This is a genomic window from Pseudomonadota bacterium (assembly GCA_038533575.1).
Taxonomy (GTDB): Bacteria; Pseudomonadota; Alphaproteobacteria; order Rhodobacterales; family Rhodobacteraceae; genus Shimia_B.
The window spans coordinates 262,446-277,140 of record JBCAYL010000002.1 but is presented as its reverse complement, the minus strand read 5'-3'; the positions used below and the strand labels follow the sequence as shown (position 1 = coordinate 277,140).

Genomic DNA, 14,695 nt, shown 5'->3' with positions numbered 1-14,695 from the left:
TGGGCAAATAGAGACTGACCCGCCGTCAGCCGAACTGGTCGAGAACGTAGCGCGCCGTCATCAGGTCGAGATGTGCCCCGCCCCCGTTCTTGAAGAGCGTCGTTCCCCCGGGCGTCAGCCGGTCCATCTGGTAGAAATCCCCCAGCACGTGCTGAGGCCCGACCACACCTGCCTCCAGCGGGATCTTCAACTCCCCGATATGGCCCAGCGTCGTGTCCCGCGCATCCACGAAGACCCGGCTCGCGAGGAGCGCGGCATCATCGGCCTCCCGCATGTCGGGCCGATAGGCCCCGATGAGACTCACATGGGTCCCCTCTTGGAGCCACGCGCCCTTGAGCCATGGCTCCGTCGCCATCGTGCAGCCCACGACGATGTCGGCCCGCCCCACGGCGCGCTCGAGATCACCCACGGGCAGCGTCGCGTCATATTCGGCTGCCAGCGCGTCTGCCGCGGCCTCCGTCCGGTTCCACACCTCGAAGCTCGCCCCGGGAAACCCCGCCCCGAATGCCTCCCTCACGGAGCGCCCGACGGTGCCCGCGCCCACGATCAGGATCGCCCGCGCCCCGGGCGCGAGCTTCAACGCCGCGAGCAGGCTGTCGGCGGCCGTCTTCCACTTGGTCACCAGCTTAAAATCGATGAACGCCGCCGGCGCGCCGGTCGCGTCATCGAAAAGCGTCACCGCCCCGTCGATGACAGGCCGCCCCGCCGCCGCGTTCCCCGGAAAGATCGTCGCCGTCTTCACCAGCGCGCCGAGCCCGTCGATCCATGCCGCCCTGCTCAGGATCGTGTCCGCTCCGCGATAGAGAAACGAATCCTCGATCGAGGCTTTCGGCAGCCCATGCCCCGCCTCGAGCGCGGCCACGAGCCCCGGCCAGTCCATCCGTGCCTCGCCGTCGTCAAACGAGATGAAACGCGGGCTCACGCCGCCTCCTCCGCCGTGAGGAGCCCCTCATCCACGAGCCGCGCCGCCCAGCCCGCGGGCCCCTCGAAGAGATGCGTCCGCCAGCCCCGCGCCGCGGCTGCTTCGATGTTGTCGGCCCGGTCATCGGCAAAGAGCAGGTCGACGGGTGCCACGCCGCAATCGGCTTCGACACCGGCATAAATCGCCGCATCGGGCTTCACCACGCGCATGTGCCCCGACACGTATTCCCTGTCGAACTCGCTCAGGAAGTCAAAGCGCGTCCGCGCGAAGGCATAGCTCTCCACCCCGAAATTCGTGAGTGCGAAGACGGGCACGCCCTTGCGCCGCAAGGCGCGCAGAAGCCGCACGGAGCGGTGGATGACCGGCGTGGCGAGCTCGCCCCAGCGGTCGTGCCAGTCGCGGATCTCGGCCTCCCATGCGGGATGGGCCTCCGCCGTGGCGTAGATCGTCTCGCGGAACGGCGCGCCCATGTCGACGCGGTTGTTCATCTCGTGCAGGTCCACCGCCGCGAAGAGCGCCTCCCGCCGCGCGCGCCCGTAGACACGGTCATAGAACCGCTCGGGCTGCCACTCGATGAGCACGTTGCCGATGTCGAAAATCACTGCCTTGACCATGGCCGCACCTCACAGCCGCGCGCGGGGATCGTCAACCGTCCCCGGGTCGGTGGGCGGGCGCCTTTCGAGCACGCCGCACGGCGCGCGCAGGAACAGAGCCGCCTACCGGCCTGCCGCTGCCTGCCGCACCAGCCGCTCGAGCGTGTCGAGAAAGCGCCCCTTGTCGGCCTTCGTGAATGGCCGTCCTTTACCCTGGCGAAACGGGTCCGCGGCGCGCAAGTCGGCCATGAGGTCCCGCGTGGCCAGCGCTTGCGACACGTTCTTGGCCGTGAGCGCCTCGCCGTTGGGCTTGATGACGAGCGCGCCACCCTCCACGGCCCGCGCGGCGAGGGGGATGTCGGCGGTCACCACCACGTCGCCTGACCCGGCGCGCTCGGCGATCCACTTGTCGGCCTCGTCGGGCCCGTCAGGCACGATCACGACCTCCACCAGCGGGTTTCGCGAGGGCCGCAGCCCGCCATTGGCCACAAGCGCCACGGCGAGACGGTGCCGCGTGGCCACGCGCTCCACCTCCTCCTTTACCGGGCAGGCATCGGCATCGACATAGATCACGCGAAGAGCGCCTCGGCATGGAAGGCCACGTGGTCGGCCATGAAGCTCGACACGAAGAAGTAGGAATGGTCGTAGCCCGGCTGCATCCGGAACACCGCCCGGTTGCGCCGGAGCGCGATGGCCGCCGCCAGCGCCTCGGGCCGCAGGAGATCGATGAACTGGTCCTTCGTCCCGGTATCCACGAGGAGCGGCGCGTCGAGCCCGTGAGCCGCCATCAGGATCGTCGCGTCATGCTCGGCCCATAGGGTCGGGTTCGGGCCCAGATAGGCCGAAAGCTGCTTTCTGCCCCAGTCGCTCTCGCTCGGGCTCGTGATCGGCGCGAAAGCGGAGACGGAGCGGAAGCGGCCCGGATGGGAGATGGCGATGGTGAGCGCGCCGTGCCCGCCCATGGAATGCCCGGTTATGGATTGCCGTTCGAGGTCACAGCCCATCTCGCCCACCACCAGTGGCAATTCCTCGGTGACATAGCTCCACATCCGGAAATGCGGGGCCCAGGGCGCCTCGGTGGCATCGACGTAAAAACCCGCCCCCTGGCCCAGATCGTAGGCTTCGTCATCGGCCACGTCCCCGCCGCGGGGCGAGGTATCGGGAAAGACGAGCGCGACGCCCGCCTGCGCGGCCCAAGCCTGCGCGCCCGCCTTCGTCATGGCGTTCTCATGGGTGCACGTGAGCCCGCTCAGATACCAGATCACTGGCACCGGGCCGCGCCGCGCCTCTTCCGGCAGGAAGAGCCCGAAGGTCATGTCACAGCTGCAGGCCTCCGAGGCATGGCGGTAGACACCCTGCACCCCACCGAAACACGCGTTTTCCGAGACCGTCTGCATGGCCCTATCCCTCCTCTGAAATGACCGATGTCTCGACCCAGCCGATGATGAGCGACACCGTCACCACCGACACCGCCGTGGAGATCAGGATCGCCGCCGAGACCCGGGTGGGGGCCACGCCGTAGTGCTGGGCGAGAATGAAGACATTGCCCGCCACCGGAAGCGCCGCGGCCGCGATCATCACGCCCGCCGCATAGGGCTCCACCGGGAAGATCACGAGAGCTGCGAAGGCCACGGCGGCGGGATGGGCAAAAAGCTTCAGGGCGCTGAGATAGCCCGTGAGCGCCACGCGATCGGCCTGCTTCGAGGCGAGCGAGGCCCCGATGGCAAAGAGCGCCCCGGGCGTGGCCGCGGCCCCGAGAATGCCAAGGAACTCCTCGGCGGGCGCGGGGATCGTGAGCCCCGTGGCGGCCCAGATCAGCCCCAGCGAAATCGACACGATCATGGGGTTCTTCAGGAGCCCGAGGCCCACGGTCTTCAGGATGCCGAAGGACACGCGCCCGTCCCGCGAGCCCGTGATGAGGATCACGATGAGCGACCCGAAGACGATGAGATCGACAGCCAGCACCATCATCACGGGCCCGATCGCGGCCTCGCCGAGGAGCAGCACCAGCATGGGGATCCCGAGGAAGCCCACATTGCCGATCACGGCCACCTGCGCCTCCACGGCGATCTCGGCCACCGAGATGCGCCGGAGGAGCCCGATCGCCGTCGCCACGAGATAGACGAGCGCCGTCCCCCAGAGATAGGCCAGAACGAAGGGCCAGGAGAACACCTCTCCCACCGAGAGCGTCGCCGAAAACCGGAAGAGCATCGCCGACAACGCGAAGTAGAAGACGAACCGCGTGAGGTAGGCCGTGGCGTCCTCGGAGAAGAACTTCGTGCGCCCGGCCCAGTATCCGAGCCCGATGAGCGCGAAGAAGGGGAGCGTTTTCAGGAAGACGGCGAGCATATCGACATCGGTAGCGCTGCGCCCGGAGGGCAGCAAGTGAGCGCGTTGGAAAAAAATGAACCGCAGAGTTCAGATTTCTCTTGAAACCTGAACCGAGTTGTTTAGTTATACCGACATGAACCGAACGGTTCAGTTCGAAACAAACGCCGACCAGAAGGACCCGACCATGAAACCGCTTCTTATCGCTGCCACGCTCTTCGTCTCCGCCACCGCCGCCGCGGCTGACACGCTTTCCTTCCAGCTGCCGTACCTGACCTTCCCGGAGGCCATGACGGACGCGCCCGCGGACACGACCAGCACCATCGCCACGCAAAACGGCAAGTAAGCTCTCTGAGTAAGCTCCCCGAGGCTCCTCCCCCCGAGCCTCGCCTCCTCCCTTGCCGGAAATGAACTCACCCGTTTATAACCCCGGCAAGGGAGTCCAAATGCCAGACGGAATGCAGGAGGTCCGCAAGGGCCGCAAATTCGATCAGGTCGTCGAGGGAGCCACCGAGGTTTTCCTGACCGTCGGCTTCGAGCGCGCCTCCGTCGATGACATCGCCAAGCGGGCCGGGGTCTCCAAGGCCACGCTCTATTCCTATTTCCCGGACAAACGCCTCCTCTTCGTGGAGGTGATGAAGCGGGAATGCGCCGCGCGCGCCAAGGCCGCCGAGGCGTTTATCGACAAATCCATGGCGCCTGACGTGGTGATGCCCCTCGCCGGTCGCGTCATTCTAGATATCATGCTCTCCGATTTCGGGCAGCAGAGCTACCGCGTCTCGATCTCCGAAAGCGGCGAATTCAAGGAGCTGGGGCAGGCCTTCTACGATGCCGGGCCCGCCCTCGTCGTGAGCGAGCTCGTGCCCTATTTCGAGATCGCCGAGGAGCGTGGAGAGCTCTCGATCCCCGACAAGGAACTGGCCGCGCACCAGTTCGCCGAGCTCTGCAAGAGCTGGATCTTCCCGCGCCGCACACTCCACCTGCAGGACGCGTTCACCACCGCCGAGAAGGACCGCGTCATCACCGGCGCGGTGGAGATGTTCCTCGCTCGCTACGGCACCGCGTGACCGGGGGCGGCAACCCCGCCCGCATTCACGCACTGGGCGAGATCGCCATCCGCTGCCGCGACCTCCCGACGATGCGCGCGTTCTACCGTGATATCGTGGGGCTCGAGATCCTGCGGGATTTCTCCGAAGAAAGCGGCATCGTTTTCTTCCGAATCGCGCCGGGCCATGGCGGCCACACGACCGTGCTCGCGCTCTTCGATCCCTCCGCCGGCGCCGCCCGCGGGCACAAGACGGGCCAGATCCCGGCCACTGGCGCGGGTTCCTCGCTCCACCACTTGGCGCTCACCGTAGACCACGCTGCGCAAGACCCGCTCCGCGCCTTCCTCGACCGCAAGGGCGTGCCCCACCGCACCGAGCAGTTTGACTGGATCGGCTGGCGCGGCATCTTCATCGAGGACCCGGAGGGCAACACCGTGGAATTCGTCGCCGGCTTCCCGCAATACAGCTGAGCGCGCCCCGCCTCTGTCGGCAGGCCGGTCGCCGGGTCGGTGGGCGGGCGCCTTTCGAGCACGCCGCACGGCGCGCGCAGAAACAGTGCCGCCCGGCGACCCCCTTCTAGAAGGTCACGACCGAACGGATCGACTTGCCCTCGTGCATCAGGTCGAAAGCGGTATTGATCTCCTCGAGGGGCATGGTGTGCGTGATCATCGGGTCGATCTCTATCTTCCCGTCCATATACCAATCCACGATCTTGGGGACATCCGTGCGCCCCCGCGCCCCGCCGAAGGCCGTGCCACGCCAGACGCGGCCGGTGACGAGCTGGAAGGGCCGGGTGGAGATCTCCGCGCCTGCGGGCGCCACGCCGATGATAATCGACTCGCCCCAGCCCTTATGTGCGCATTCCAGCGCGTCGCGCATGACCTTGACGTTGCCCGTCGCGTCGAAGGAGTAATCCGCTCCGCCGCCCGTGAGCTCCACGAGATGGGCGACGAGATCGCCCTCCACGTCCGTCGGGTTCACGAAATCGGTCATGCCGAAGGCCGTGGCCATATTCACCTTGCTCGGGTTGAGATCGACGCCCACGATCTGGTCCGTGCCTGCCAGGCGCAGGCCCTGGATCACGTTGAGCCCGATGCCGCCTAGCCCGAAGACCACGCAGCGTGAGCCGATCTCGACCTTGGCGGTGTTCATCACCGCGCCGATCCCCGTCGTCACGCCGCAGCCGATGTAACAAATCTTGTCGAAGGGCGCGTCCTCGCGTACCTTGGCCAGCGCGATCTCGGGCAACACCGTGTGATTGGAGAAGGTCGAGCAGCCCATGTAGTGCAGGATCGGATCGCCATCCAAGGTGGAGAACCGAGACGTACCATCCGGCATCACGCCCTGTCCTTGCGTGGACCGGATCGCCTGGCAGAGATTGGTCTTCGGGTTCAGGCAGTAATCGCATTCCCGGCATTCGGGCGTGTAGAGCGGGATGACATGGTCGCCCTTTTTCAGGCTCGTCACGCCCGCCCCCACATCCACCACCACGCCCGCGCCCTCATGACCGAGGATCGCCGGAAACATCCCCTCGGGATCGGCGCCGGAGAGCGTGAACTCATCCGTGTGGCAGATGCCCGTGGCCTTGATCTCCACGAGAACCTCGCCCTCTCGCGGGCCGTCGAGGTTGACCTCCATGATCTCGAGCGGTTTGCCAGCGGCGGTCGCAACTGCTGCCTTGGTGCGCATTACGGTCTCCTCCCCTTGTCCGTTGGCCTTGGCCAATCGCTCGGAGCCTAGGCGGAGCATTCTGTGCAATGCAATGATTTTGAAGCGTCTTGCGGCGCGGGCCCGATTGACGGACGATCCTGCCATGATCCGACCGACCATCCTTTCCGCCGCGCTCGCCGCCTCCTGCGCATTCGCGGCCTGCGCGCCGATGGCGCCGGTTGAGCCGATTGAGGCTCCGGCAACGGGCGCGGCACTTTCGCCCTGCGGCGCGGACGCGCTGCAAGGCCTGGTGGGCCAGAGCCGCGAAGACCTCATGCGCACCGAGATCCTCGGCCCCGTGCGCATCATCCGCCCGGGCATGGCCGTGACGATGGATTTCCTGCCCGCGCGCCTCAACATCACCCTCGACGCGGCCGAGCGCGTCACCCGGGTGAGCTGCGGCTGACCGCGCAGTCTGCCGCAGGTTTTGCGTCACGCCTCGACTCCGCGCGGGGAATCACCGAATGTGAACAAATGCAGAACGCAGCCGCCAAACCGCGCCGCATCCTGGCGCTCTGGTTCCCGCGCCTCGGCGCGGAGCGGGCGATCCGCCGCGCGCGCGGCGCCGTCGCTGGGCCTCTCGCGGTGGTGCGCGAGAGCGGCAATATGCAGGTGCTGGCCTCGCTCTCGGAAGAGGCGTCGCTGGCGGGCCTCAGCGCGGGCCAACCGCTCCGCGACGCGCTGGCCATGTGCCCGGAGCTTCTGACGGAGAAGGAGAACGTGCCCGCCGAGGAGGCCTTCCTCGGCCATCTGCGCCGCTGGGCCGGCAAGTTCTCACCTTGGGTGAGCGGCGCAAGCCCCGGGGGCCTCTTCGTCGACCTCACGGGCGCAAGCCACCTCTTCGGCGGGGAGGAGGGCGTGGCCGATCTCGTGGAGGCCGATTGCGCGCGCTTCGGGCTCACCGTGCAGCTCGGCATCGCCGACACGCCGGGCGCTGCCTGGGCACTGGCGCGCTTTGCCGGCCAGGGCGTGGGCGCGGCGCGGAGCGGCGACGCCATCGACCAGGAGGCCTATGCCACGCGCTCCCGCGCCGTGAAGCGCCGCAACTGGGAGCGGGGCGGCGCGGCGCCCAAGGTGGTGGCACTCCGCGCGCGCCAGGCCCGCATCGCCGCGCCAGGCCAGACACGCCAGGCCCTCGCCACGCTGCCCGTGGCCGCGCTGCGCCTGCCCGAGGACGTGGTGACGGAACTGGGCCGCGTGGGCCTGCGCCGGGTGGAGGATCTCCTCAACCAGCCCCGGGCGCCCCTCGTGCGCCGCTACGGCGCCGTTCTTGGCCAGCGGATCGACCAGGCGCTCGGGCTCCTGGCGGAGCCGATCAGCCCCGCGCGCCCGCCCCGGATCTTCGCCTGCCGGATGTCGCTGCCGGAGCCCATCGGGCTCGAGGAAGACGTGGCCGCGGCCCTCGACCGGATGCTGCCCACGCTCGCCGACCGCCTCGCCAAGGCGGGGCGCGGCGCGCGCAGGCTCCGCCTCGAGGCGCACCGCGCCGACGGCACCGCGCAGGCCGTGGAGGTGGGCCTCGCCCGGCCCTCGGCGCTTGCCGACCGCATGCGCCCTTTGCTGGCCATGAAACTGCCGGAGATCGACGCGGGCTTCGGCATCGACATGCTCCGCCTCTCCGCCCCGGCCCACGAGGCCGTGCGCCCCGAACAACACCGCCGCCTCCCCGGCGAGGCCCCGCCCGAGGCGGTGAGCGAGATCGACGACCTCATCGGCCGCCTCGGCGCCCGCATCGGGCTCGAGGCCGTCACCCGCCGCGCACCGGGCGCCTCCCACATCCCCGAGAAGGCCGCCCAGACCCTGGCCGCCGCCTTCTCGGAGCCCGCCACCGACTGGCCGCGCGAGCAGCCGCCGCGCCCGCTCACGCTCTTTGACGTGGAACTCGTTGACGTGCCCGACACCCCGGACGCGCCCCATCTCCCCGCCCGCTTCAAATGGCGTGGCCGCTGGTTCGAGACGGCCCGCGCCCGAGGCCCCGAACGCATCGCGCCGGAATGGTGGCTCGACGAGCGTCCCTGGCGTACCGGCACGCGCGACTACTGGCAGGTCATGACGCGTGAGGGCGAACGCCTGTGGCTCTACTACGCCCATGGTGGCACGCAGACAGGCGGTTGGTTCTGCCACGGCCAGTTCGCCTGACGCCCCGCAAAGGCTGCACCGGACCGGGGGCCAGCCCCCGGACCCCCGAGGTACAAGAGCACAAAGAAACCAAAACGATCAGGCGGCATCTTTGTGCCCCGTACCTCCGCCGGAGGCGATCCCGGCGCCACACCCCCCTCACCGCAGCCTCGGCTGCGCGCCCCCGAGCGCAGCGAGGCCACCGAAGGCCGAACGCGCCAGCGTGAGGGGGAGGCGGGCGGGGCCGGTGTCGCAATGGGCGCGGAGACCGATTGGAAGCGCGCGAGAGGACGCCGGGATGTATCAGGGCGTGTCGGCTGACGCAAAAAGGGCCGGCGTGCCCCACGCCGGCCCTCATCTGCGCACCGCCCGAAGGCGGAAGGCGCACGCAAGGACATCCCGGCCGACCGCACTGGGTGGGGGCAATTGAGCGGCCCACCGGGACGCCTTGCGTTGCCCGACATGCCTCGCCCTCGCAGGGGGCGGCGGTAGGGCGCGTGCGTGAAACTTCGCGGGCAAATATCGGGCAAAACCGAGACAGGGTTGATTTCGCAGCCCGGCACGGCAACTCTTGCGCCATGAACATGCAGCCCGCGCCTTTCCGACTGCCCGAGCAGGTGGCCTTCCACCGCACCGAACTCAGCCTCATCCTCTCGCTTTACGGTCGCATGGTCGCTGCGGGCGAATGGCGGGATTACGGCATCTCCACCCTGCGGGACGTGGCTGTCTTCTCGGTCTTCCGGCGCACGGCCGAGCATCCGCTCTACCGCATCGAGAAGCGGCCCAAGCTCCGCGGCCGGCAGGGGATGTACGCTGTCATCGGCGCCGAAGGCCAGGTGCTCAAGCGCGGTCATGACCTCAAGGGCGTCCTGCGTGTCCTCGAGCGCAAGCTGATCCGCGCGGTGGACTAGCCGGGCCGCGCGACCTTCGTCACCGCGCCGAATTCACGCGCCCCGATCCGGGTGACGGCCTCCGCCAACGGCTCTTTCGCAACGGTCATGTGATGGGCATTGGCGTGGAGCAGCGTCTCGGCGTCGAGCAGGATGCCCACATGCCCCTCCCAGAAGACCAGGTCGCCGCGACAGTAGGGCTCCGGCGCCGCTGCGAAGGCTGCCGCCTGCTGGTCACTGTCCCGCGGGCAAGCAATCCCGCACGCCTGCAGGGCCCTCTGAACGAGCCCCGAGCAATCCATCCCGTGGCCTGACTCGCCGCCCCAAAGATAGGGCGTGTGCAGAAACCGCTTCGCCACCCCGGCAGGATCGCCCTCGACATGATCGACGGCCACGACGTGGGACCAGCGCATGTGCATCGGGCGGTCCATCTTCACTCCGCGCTCCATCGTGACGAACCAGCCGCCGTCGTGGAGCTCCTGCTCTCGTCCCTCGTGGTTCAAGGGCCTATGCCAGACCCGGCTGCCAAGGGACAAAAGCTGCCCCGCCCAGAGGATACCACCGGGCGCGCTTTTGATGTCCGGCTCCTCGAAAAGCGGCGCGCGCGGCACGCAGACCCGGTACTCCGCGGCCTCGAACCGCTGTCTACCTCGGGTGTGAAGCCCCGCCTTGCTCACCCAGCCGACATAGCCGTCCGTTTCGCGCATGCCGAAGGCATGGAAGGCATCCTGCGCGTCATCGAGAACGCGGAAGGGCTCCCCGAAGAGGAGCTGGCACTGCCGCTTGCCCTTGGGCGCGTCGAGCACATCGAGGATGGGCACGCCCGTGTAGGCGAGATGCCCGTCGGTGAAGATCTCCGCCGCGACGCTCCCTTCGAGGGAGGTGTGCGCCACGCGACCGTTCCACGGCGTGAGCCTCGGGTCCCTCAAAGCCCGAGCACATCCGGCAGCGCCTCGAAGAGCGCGCGCGTGCCCTGCCCCACGCCGCCCTTCTGCCGCGCGGGCTCGCCGCTCGGCTGCCAGCCATAGATGTCGAAATGCAGGTAGCGGGGTGCATCGTTCGCGAAACGCCGCAGGAAGAGCGCCGCTGTGATGGAGCCGGCGAAGCCGCCCTTCGGCGCGTTGTCGAGATCTGCGATGCCTGGCTCGATCATCGCCTCGTAGGGCGCGTGGAACGGCATCCGCCAGACCGGGTCTTCTGCCCGCGCGGCACCGGCTTCGAGCGCGGCGGCAAGCGCGGCATCGTCGGTATAGAACGGCGCGATATCGGGGCCCACCGCCACCCGGGCCGCGCCCGTGAGCGTCGCCATGGAGACGAGGAGGTCCGGACTTTCCTCCTCGGCCAGCGCGAGGGCATCGGCGAGAACGAGCCGGCCCTCGGCATCAGTGTTGTTGATCTCAACGGTGAGGCCCTTCCGGCTGGTGAGGATGTCCTGCGGCCGGAATGCGGAGCCGTCGATGCTGTTCTCCACCGCAGGGATCAGCACGCGCAAGCGCAGGGCGACGTCTGTCGCCATGATCATCCGCGCGAGGCCGAGGACCGCCGCGGCGCCGCCCATGTCCTTCTTCATCAGGCCCATGGAGGCGCCGGGCTTGATGTTGAGCCCGCCCGTGTCGAAGCAGACCCCCTTGCCCACGAGCGTCAACGTGGGCCCCGCACCGCCCCAGCGGATATCGATGAGCCGGGGGCGGCGGGCCGAGGCACGCCCCACGGTGTGGATCATGGGAAAGTTCTCGCTGAGGAGATCCGCGTCGGCGATGACGTCGATCTCGGCCGCGAAGTCGCGCGCCAGCGTCCGGGCCGCCTCTTCGAGTTCGGCCGGTCCCATGTCAGAGGCTGGCGTGTTGATGAGGTCGCGGGTGAGCGCTTCTCCCGCCGCGATGGCTTCGAGGCGGGCGGCGTCGAGCCCCGCCGGGCAGACAAGCCGGGCGTCGAGGCTGGGCTGGCTCGCGTAGCGGTCGAACCGGTAGCCGGAAAGGAGCCATCCGAGGGCGAAACTCGCGAGATCGGCGTCCTCAGGCGCAGTGTCGACCCGGTAGATGACCTCCGGCAGCGTGCCGACGCCCGCCAGCGCGCCAAAGCGCTTGCGCGCCCGGGCCTCCGCCGTGCCGAGGCCCATGGCCGCCGCGCCGGTGCCTGTTTCACCGGGGAGCGAGACGACCTGGCCGAGCTGGCCGGTGAAGCCCTGGCTCGCCACCCAGGCTCCGAGGCCCGCGGGCAGCATGCGGACCCAGGCCTCGAACCCGTCCGGCTCCACGAGGCTCAAGGGCAGCGCCGCATCAGTGGCGGCGGCGAATGTCAGGGACATGGGGAGCTCTTTCCTGGCTGAGGCACGCGTCTTTCGCGCAGCCTAGCCAAGTGCTCCGGCGGTGGAAAGCACGCTCAGCGCGTGGAAATCTCGGGCATGTCCCAGACCGCCGTGAGCGAGCGGTCGCCCAGCCGGATCAGGCGGTGCATGGTGGCCGCGAGGGCCGTGGGATCGCACCGGCCCGCGCAATCGGCCACCGCGGCCGCGGCCCGGGCGAGAGAGAAGACGCCGATCTGCTCTGCAATGCCCACGAGGCCCTTGGCGGCCTTCCAGAGGGCGGCGAGATCATCGTGGTAATAGCAGCGCTCGATGAGCGAGAGCCGGTTCGCCATCTCTTCCATGGCCCGGTTCAGCACCCCCTCGGCTCCCGCCTCGCCCAGCTGGGCCTCGAGCGCGCAATAGACCTCCATGTCGAGCCGGACCGTCTCATCATGCGCGAGAACAATCACGTTTTGCATCTTCATCACCCTTCGTTCACGTCGCCCCCACGACTTGGCAAGGGTATTGCACGGGGCCTGTTTAAGAAAAGTTACCGGCGTCCATGACTGTCTTAATCATTTGATGTAACCCGGGGGCGAAAGCGTAAGAAAGCCGTCACCACGCCATGCACAGGGCCAAGCCGCTCCCCCAGGAGCTTGTCGAGCGATACAGGAGCTGGAGCGAGACCACGCTCGCCATCAATGCCGCGCAGATGCGGCGCCTGGCCGATGAGGGCCAGCACCCCAAGGCCCTGCTCATTTCCTGCAGCGACAGCCGGGTCAACGCGCTCTCGATCTTCGGCGCGGCCACGGGGGATTTCTTCGTGCACCGCAACATCGCGAACCTCGTGCCGCCCTATCGCCCCGATGCCACGCAGCAGGCCACCTCGGCGGTGATCGAATACGCGGTCTGCGTGCTCAAGGTGCCCCATATCATCGTCATGGGCCATTCGGGCTGCGGCGGCGTGGCCGGGTGCCGGGACATGTGCGAGGGCAAGGCCCCGGCGCTCGAAGCCGAGGAGAGCTTCGTCGGCCGCTGGATCGACACGCTCCGCGAGGGCCATGCGCGCGTGGCCCACATCGCCGACGAGGCCGAGCGCACCCGCGCCCTCGAACACGAGGCCGTGCGGGTCTCGATCACCAATCTCCTCACCTTCCCCTACGTGGCCGAGGCCGTCGATGCAGGCCTCCTCGAGCTCCATGGCCTCTGGACGGATATCGGCAGCGGCGAGCTCCTCGCCTTCGACGGGGCCACGAAAGGCTTCGCCCAGGTCTAACGTGGAAGCCCGCCCGGGCGACCGTGCCTGATCGAGCGACAGGTGCCCCTCCCTTCTCCGGTCTGGACGTCGCACGAGCACGTGGCTAAAGGCCCGCCCATGCTCGACCTCGCCGCACAGAACCTGCTTTCGCCCATCATCCTGAGCTTCGCCCTCGGGCTCTTCGCGGCACTGGCCCGCTCGGACCTCTCGATCCCCGAAGCCGCGGCGAAGGCCATGTCGATCTACCTCCTCTTCGCGATCGGCTTCAAAGGCGGCGTGGCCGTGGCCGAAAACGGCGTCGACGCGCAGCTCATCGGCACGCTTGCCGCGGGCTTCATCCTGTCGGCCATGATCCCCTTCATGGCCTTCACGCTGCTCCGCGTGATGACGCGACTCGACACGCTCAACGCCGCTGCCGTGGCGGGCCATTACGGCTCGATCTCCATTGTGACCTTCGTGGCGGGCTCCTCCGTGCTCGAAAGCGCGGGGCTCCGCGCGGAGGGCTACATGGTCGCCACCGCCGCCATCATGGAAGCGCCCGCGATCCTCTCGGCGCTCTGGCTCGCCTCCCGCGGCTCGGGCAAGAGCCGGATGGATGCAAACCTCCTGCGCGAGATCCTCCTCAACGGTTCCATCGTCCTCCTCGTGGGATCGTTCTTCATCGGGCTCGGCACGGGCACCGATGGGCTCGAAATGATCGCGAGCTTCATCGTGGCCCCCTTCAACGGCGTGCTTTGCCTCTTTCTCCTCGACATGGGGCTCATCGCGGGCCGGGGCCTGCGCGAGACCCGGGGCGAGATGGGCGCGGGCACCATCGCCTTCGGGCTGCTGATGCCGCTCGTTGGCGCTTCGTTCGGCCTCGCCGCCGGGCTCCTTCTGGGCCTCAGCACGGGTGGTGCCATGCTCCTCGCCGTGCTCTCGGCCTCGGCCTCCTACATCGCGGTGCCTGCCGCCATGCGCGTGGCCCTGCCGGAGGCAAAGCCCGCCATCTACCTCACGCTCTCGCTTGGCGTGACCTTCCCCTTCAACCTCGTCGTCGGTATCCCGATCTATCTCTTCGCCGCGACGGCGCTCACCGGAGGCTGACCCATGCAGACCCATCCCGCCAAACGCGTCGAGATCACGATCGAGGCCATCATGGAGCGCCGCCTGCGCGGAGCGCTGGAGGATGCGGGCATCACCGGCTACACGATCCTGCCCGTCCTCGGCGGCTCAGGGCGCTCGGGAGGCTGGTCCCGCGAAGGCCAGATCGGGCGCTCCGGGATGGTGCAGCTCGTGGCCATCATCCGCCCCGAACGGCTCGACGCGCTCCTCGATGCGGCCTTTGGCGTGGTCGAGAAACAGATCGGCGTGGTCTGCGTCACCGACGCCGAAGTGCTCCGCGCAGAAAGATTCTGACATTTGCCAAAGCTGTGCTAACGTCCTGCCAGTAGCCAACATCAAGGGTCCGCGACCTTTGACTTGGAAGACAGAAATGCCGCGCTGAAGCCGACAGCGCGGCATTTTCTTTTCCGGCGTCACGTCCTGAGCGCACGGGAGGCGC

The 14,695-nt window shown here is 68.3% G+C and carries 18 protein-coding genes; 9 read left to right on the top strand and 9 right to left on the bottom strand.

Annotated features, from left to right (window positions below; all coding sequences use genetic code 11):
- Positions 1-25: 25 nt before the first annotated feature.
- The 5 genes from AAFM92_13075 to AAFM92_13055 all read right to left on the bottom strand — a co-directional run bounded on the left by AAFM92_13075 (position 26) and on the right by AAFM92_13055 (position 3,864).
- Positions 26-922, bottom strand: coding sequence for an ornithine cyclodeaminase (locus tag AAFM92_13075; protein MEL7301308.1), 897 nt, complete (start codon positions 920-922; stop codon positions 26-28).
- Complete coding sequence (locus AAFM92_13070; protein MEL7301307.1) at positions 919-1,536, bottom strand: HAD family phosphatase; 618 nt, start codon at positions 1,534-1,536, stop codon at positions 919-921. Before AAFM92_13070 ends, AAFM92_13075 begins: the two co-directional genes overlap by 4 nt.
- 102 nt (positions 1,537-1,638) lie before the next feature.
- Complete coding sequence (locus AAFM92_13065) at positions 1,639-2,088, bottom strand: YaiI/YqxD family protein (GenBank protein ID MEL7301306.1); 450 nt, start codon at positions 2,086-2,088, stop codon at positions 1,639-1,641.
- Positions 2,085-2,912 carry an S-formylglutathione hydrolase gene (gene fghA / locus AAFM92_13060; GenBank protein ID MEL7301305.1) on the bottom strand — a complete coding sequence of 276 codons (828 nt, stop codon included), beginning with the start codon at positions 2,910-2,912 and terminating at the stop codon, positions 2,085-2,087. The genes AAFM92_13065 and fghA overlap by 4 nt, the downstream gene beginning before the upstream one ends.
- 4 nt (positions 2,913-2,916) lie before the next feature.
- A complete protein-coding gene (locus AAFM92_13055) occupies positions 2,917-3,864 on the bottom strand; it encodes an AEC family transporter (GenBank protein MEL7301304.1) in 948 nt (315 codons plus the stop codon).
- Between the two features lie 115 nt (positions 3,865-3,979).
- Between AAFM92_13055 and AAFM92_13050 the strand changes: the two genes are divergently transcribed.
- From AAFM92_13050 to AAFM92_13040, 3 genes are all read left to right on the top strand, one after another.
- Entirely contained in the window at positions 3,980-4,189 is a 210-nt protein-coding gene (locus tag AAFM92_13050) for a hypothetical protein (protein ID MEL7301303.1), read from the top strand.
- Positions 4,190-4,289: 100 nt separating this feature from the next.
- Entirely contained in the window at positions 4,290-4,910 is a 621-nt protein-coding gene (locus tag AAFM92_13045) for a TetR/AcrR family transcriptional regulator (GenBank protein ID MEL7301302.1), read from the top strand.
- Positions 4,907-5,359 carry a VOC family protein gene (locus AAFM92_13040; GenBank protein ID MEL7301301.1) on the top strand — a complete coding sequence of 151 codons (453 nt, stop codon included), beginning with the start codon at positions 4,907-4,909 and terminating at the stop codon, positions 5,357-5,359. Before AAFM92_13045 ends, AAFM92_13040 begins: the two co-directional genes overlap by 4 nt.
- Positions 5,360-5,465: 106 nt before the next feature.
- On the opposite strand, the gene AAFM92_13035 is transcribed toward AAFM92_13040, so the two are convergent.
- Complete coding sequence (locus AAFM92_13035) at positions 5,466-6,578, bottom strand: S-(hydroxymethyl)glutathione dehydrogenase/class III alcohol dehydrogenase (GenBank protein ID MEL7301300.1); 1,113 nt, start codon at positions 6,576-6,578, stop codon at positions 5,466-5,468.
- Positions 6,579-6,702: 124 nt separating this feature from the next.
- Between AAFM92_13035 and AAFM92_13030 the strand changes: the two genes are divergently transcribed.
- The 3 genes from AAFM92_13030 to AAFM92_13020 all read left to right on the top strand — a co-directional run bounded on the left by AAFM92_13030 (position 6,703) and on the right by AAFM92_13020 (position 9,628).
- The gene (locus AAFM92_13030; protein MEL7301299.1) at positions 6,703-7,005 is read left to right on the top strand and encodes an I78 family peptidase inhibitor; all 303 of its coding nucleotides are present in this window, start codon (positions 6,703-6,705) and stop codon (positions 7,003-7,005) included.
- Between the two features lie 68 nt (positions 7,006-7,073).
- Entirely contained in the window at positions 7,074-8,738 is a 1,665-nt protein-coding gene (locus AAFM92_13025) for a DNA polymerase Y family protein (protein MEL7301298.1), read from the top strand.
- Positions 8,739-9,295: 557 nt separating this feature from the next.
- Positions 9,296-9,628, top strand: coding sequence for a DUF2794 domain-containing protein (locus tag AAFM92_13020; GenBank protein ID MEL7301297.1), 333 nt, complete (start codon positions 9,296-9,298; stop codon positions 9,626-9,628).
- On the opposite strand, the gene AAFM92_13015 is transcribed toward AAFM92_13020, so the two are convergent.
- From AAFM92_13015 to AAFM92_13005, 3 genes are all read right to left on the bottom strand, one after another.
- Positions 9,625-10,500, bottom strand: coding sequence for an NlpC/P60 family protein (locus tag AAFM92_13015; GenBank protein ID MEL7301296.1), 876 nt, complete (start codon positions 10,498-10,500; stop codon positions 9,625-9,627). The genes AAFM92_13020 and AAFM92_13015 overlap by 4 nt on opposite strands.
- 32 nt (positions 10,501-10,532) lie before the next feature.
- Positions 10,533-11,915: a leucyl aminopeptidase family protein gene (locus AAFM92_13010; GenBank protein ID MEL7301295.1), complete on the bottom strand. Its 1,383-nt coding sequence runs from the start codon at positions 11,913-11,915 to the stop codon at positions 10,533-10,535.
- A 74-nt stretch (positions 11,916-11,989) separates the two neighbouring features.
- Positions 11,990-12,379 (bottom strand): hypothetical protein, encoded by a 390-nt coding sequence (locus AAFM92_13005; GenBank protein MEL7301294.1) that lies wholly within the window; start codon positions 12,377-12,379, stop codon positions 11,990-11,992.
- A 140-nt stretch (positions 12,380-12,519) separates the two neighbouring features.
- On the opposite strand from AAFM92_13005, the gene AAFM92_13000 reads away from it, so the two are divergent.
- From AAFM92_13000 to AAFM92_12990, 3 genes are all read left to right on the top strand, one after another.
- The gene (locus AAFM92_13000; GenBank protein ID MEL7301293.1) at positions 12,520-13,170 is read left to right on the top strand and encodes a carbonic anhydrase; all 651 of its coding nucleotides are present in this window, start codon (positions 12,520-12,522) and stop codon (positions 13,168-13,170) included.
- A gap of 99 nt (positions 13,171-13,269) precedes the next feature.
- Positions 13,270-14,238 carry a sodium-dependent bicarbonate transport family permease gene (locus tag AAFM92_12995; GenBank protein ID MEL7301292.1) on the top strand — a complete coding sequence of 323 codons (969 nt, stop codon included), beginning with the start codon at positions 13,270-13,272 and terminating at the stop codon, positions 14,236-14,238.
- A gap of 3 nt (positions 14,239-14,241) precedes the next feature.
- Entirely contained in the window at positions 14,242-14,550 is a 309-nt protein-coding gene (locus tag AAFM92_12990) for a transcriptional regulator (protein ID MEL7301291.1), read from the top strand.
- Positions 14,551-14,695: the final 145 nt, after the last annotated feature.

Bases quoted from the DNA above. Each gene is read 5' to 3' on its own strand.
- AAFM92_13000 (MEL7301293.1), top strand. From the start codon at position 12,520: ATGCACAGGGCCAAGCCGCTCCCCCAGGAGCTTGTCGAGCGATACAGG.
- AAFM92_12990 (MEL7301291.1), top strand. From the start codon at position 14,242: ATGCAGACCCATCCCGCCAAACGCGTCGAGATCACGATCGAGGCCATC.
- AAFM92_13070 (MEL7301307.1), bottom strand. From the start codon at position 1,536: ATGGTCAAGGCAGTGATTTTCGACATCGGCAACGTGCTCATCGAGTGG.
- AAFM92_13020 (MEL7301297.1), top strand. From the start codon at position 9,296: ATGAACATGCAGCCCGCGCCTTTCCGACTGCCCGAGCAGGTGGCCTTC.
- AAFM92_13055 (MEL7301304.1), bottom strand. From the start codon at position 3,864: ATGCTCGCCGTCTTCCTGAAAACGCTCCCCTTCTTCGCGCTCATCGGG.
- fghA (MEL7301305.1), bottom strand. From the start codon at position 2,912: ATGCAGACGGTCTCGGAAAACGCGTGTTTCGGTGGGGTGCAGGGTGTC.
- AAFM92_13035 (MEL7301300.1), bottom strand. From the start codon at position 6,578: ATGCGCACCAAGGCAGCAGTTGCGACCGCCGCTGGCAAACCGCTCGAG.
- AAFM92_13025 (MEL7301298.1), top strand. From the start codon at position 7,074: ATGCAGAACGCAGCCGCCAAACCGCGCCGCATCCTGGCGCTCTGGTTC.
- AAFM92_13030 (MEL7301299.1), top strand. From the start codon at position 6,703: ATGATCCGACCGACCATCCTTTCCGCCGCGCTCGCCGCCTCCTGCGCA.
- AAFM92_13050 (MEL7301303.1), top strand. From the start codon at position 3,980: ATGAACCGAACGGTTCAGTTCGAAACAAACGCCGACCAGAAGGACCCG.
- AAFM92_12995 (MEL7301292.1), top strand. From the start codon at position 13,270: ATGCTCGACCTCGCCGCACAGAACCTGCTTTCGCCCATCATCCTGAGC.
- AAFM92_13005 (MEL7301294.1), bottom strand. From the start codon at position 12,379: ATGAAGATGCAAAACGTGATTGTTCTCGCGCATGATGAGACGGTCCGG.
- AAFM92_13010 (MEL7301295.1), bottom strand. From the start codon at position 11,915: ATGTCCCTGACATTCGCCGCCGCCACTGATGCGGCGCTGCCCTTGAGC.
- AAFM92_13045 (MEL7301302.1), top strand. From the start codon at position 4,290: ATGCCAGACGGAATGCAGGAGGTCCGCAAGGGCCGCAAATTCGATCAG.